At 60.8% G+C, this 2,482-nt stretch carries 1 protein-coding gene; it reads left to right on the forward strand.

The genetic code is table 11. From position 1 onward, the window contains the following. The first annotated feature begins 1,214 nt into the window (after positions 1-1,214). On the forward strand, positions 1,215-1,814 hold the full coding sequence (locus ACXJKH_RS18590; RefSeq protein WP_457321577.1) for a hypothetical protein: 600 nt from the start codon (positions 1,215-1,217) through the stop codon (positions 1,812-1,814). Positions 1,815-2,482 lie beyond the last annotated feature (668 nt).

The raw sequence follows: 2,482 nt of genomic DNA on the forward strand, positions 1-2,482 counted from the left end.
CATCCGGGTCCATTCGTGCCTGGACAACGAACCCCATACCTGACCCGGGAAGAAAAGCGGCTGAGGCTCTTGGATACTGCTCAGCTACTGAAGTGCCTTGCGGCAAGGCTACTTGGGGGACGAGGCCGTGGCGGGCGGCCCACGGCAATGGTTTCTCTCAGGCAGGTTGACCCTGGTTGAAGCCCATCAGGCAGAGTTGGATCGCAAGTCACGTGCCGCCCGCCTTGAATCGCTAATGGACGCAACTGACTTCATCTTGGGGGTGGGTGGGCGGGCATGGATAAGCGAGCGCGACCACTCCCGGCGCAGTCGCTATGACCTGGCCTTGGAGAGCGATCAAGGTTTGATGGTAGTTTTGGCGGCACTGCAGGGACTGAGGAAGGGTCCTTCCGAGGGCAGCACAGGAGGGGCTGCCTCGGCGCCGGAAGCGGTGGAAACAGAAGGTCACGAGGCAGGGGGATGAGTCGCCCCACCGAAAGCGGTGTTATCGAGTATGGAGACGCTCACGGCCTCTGTACTCCCGCGATCGGACTATTGCCGTTCATCCCCGGTCTCCCTTTGGATCAGCTATGACCCCCAGTGCCCGCTCCGCGATGGCTCATTGGGCTTCTACGCCCATGTTCCTGGACCTCACCGTCGGGATAGCCGCAGAGCAGATGCAGGAGATCCTCCCGCATTATCCGCATCCGTCGGATCAGCCCATCGCCATCTGCGTCAACGGTTACCGCTGGTTTGGAAGTGAAATGGAAGCGCTAGCCGATGCCATCCATCGGGCTGCCCGTCGGCCTCACCTCCATCATTTGTCCTTGGCTGAGGCAGAGTGGGAGGTTGAAAGAAACAAAGAAGGGTTGTGGGCAGTCCCCGGACGATGTTCGCCAAAGAGCCGCAACGAGCGTGTTCTCGACAGCTTGGGAACCGACACAGCCCTCTTTCGGACCACGGACTCGGCGACCGCCTAGCTGACGATGCAGGTTGGAGCGGGCTAGCGTCTGCCCTGATGGGTAATGGAACGTGGAATCCGAACGCCGACTGAGGCGACCAAGATGTCAAACCGGGCCCATCGGAAGGGTCTTCCGAAAGTGACGTTGGTGCTCGGCGCCGCTAAAAACCCAGGCGATGCGCGTCACATTTTTGAAGGGAATCGCCCGCTGGACGGGGTGAGAAGCGCCATGCCGTCTGGCATACTCCCGCCGCCGGAAAGGGGGGGCATGCGAGTGAACATCAAGAAGAAGGTTAGAGCGGTGGGTGAAGCTTCCTATCACCCGTGGCCAGAGCTGAACCACGCTGCCCGGGTTCTGAGACGGGCAGCCCGCGAACAGGGCGCATCCAAGCTGCACGTGGTTACCGGCGCCGTCGTTCTGACGGCTTTCGCGGTCGAGGCGTTCTGCCAGACCCTGGGACCGGATTTGTTCCCCGACCGCTGGGCTTCGGGCGCTAAGCCCCTTGTGGAGAAGGCCGTGCTCCGCAAGCTGGAACTGATTGGCCACGAGGTTGGGGTGGACGTGGACTACAACCAAGAGCCGTGGATACACGTCAACGCATTGTTCGAGGCCAAGCGCCAGCTCCTGACTCCAAGCTCAAGCCCAGTCCCGCTGGATGAGGACGTGTCTGTGGATGAGGACGCAGATCCTAGGTTTGATGTCCACGCGGCAGTGCAGCGGCACTTTAGACCACTCCACAACTTAGTTCAGCTGGAGAAGGTGGCGGCGGAGGTGAACAAAGGCTTGCTTAACATCTGGGACGCCGCCGGCGGGGCGGAGGCCGTGCTCGATGTGTTGGGACACACTTCTTGGGCGATACAATCGGCTGAGTGACGTGCTGGGCCCAGGGGTGGGGCCGGCCCAATTAGGTGTGGAGGGTGGCTTGGGGACAGATCAATCGGATGACCGGTTCTATTCCGTTCGTTTGGCGACGGAGGACACAGGGTATTTGGCCGAGGTTTGGCAAGACGCCCCTGATCGATGGGTGCTGCTTGCCGTTACTCCGGATGCAGGCCGCGCTCTTCTGGACTTGAGGCGCCCGTTTCCGTCTTTGAAAGACGCGCTTTTGGCAGCCGAGGCTCTCGCGGGGCACGCCATACGGGCTGCGCGGCAAAGCACCAAAGGAAATGACCGGTAGCTTGGCGACTGATCATTTGCGCAGTGCGGTGCCATTCGCCTGCCCTGACCATCCTCCGCCAGTCGTTTTCCATACTTATGACGTTGGACAGGTGTCTCACTCTCCGCCATGCAGAGTCGCCGCCGCTCTAGGGGCTTGATCCCACTGACTGGGTTGCTGGATATGGAAGAACGCCGCCCTTGGGCAATTGTGCTTCTCCTATCGAGGGCCAGCCTCTGGTTGATCAGTCGGTTGAACAGCAGGGCGCAGGCGCCGTATCCACTTCTCGAAAGCAAGCAGAAAATTGCTGAGACGTAGCTCCATTGAACCGTCCAAATTGCCCTGGCGGACATCGAACGAGCGCGGGGCGTCTGCGATGAAGAGC

Source organism: Stenotrophomonas sp. P5_B8 (assembly GCF_054049855.1).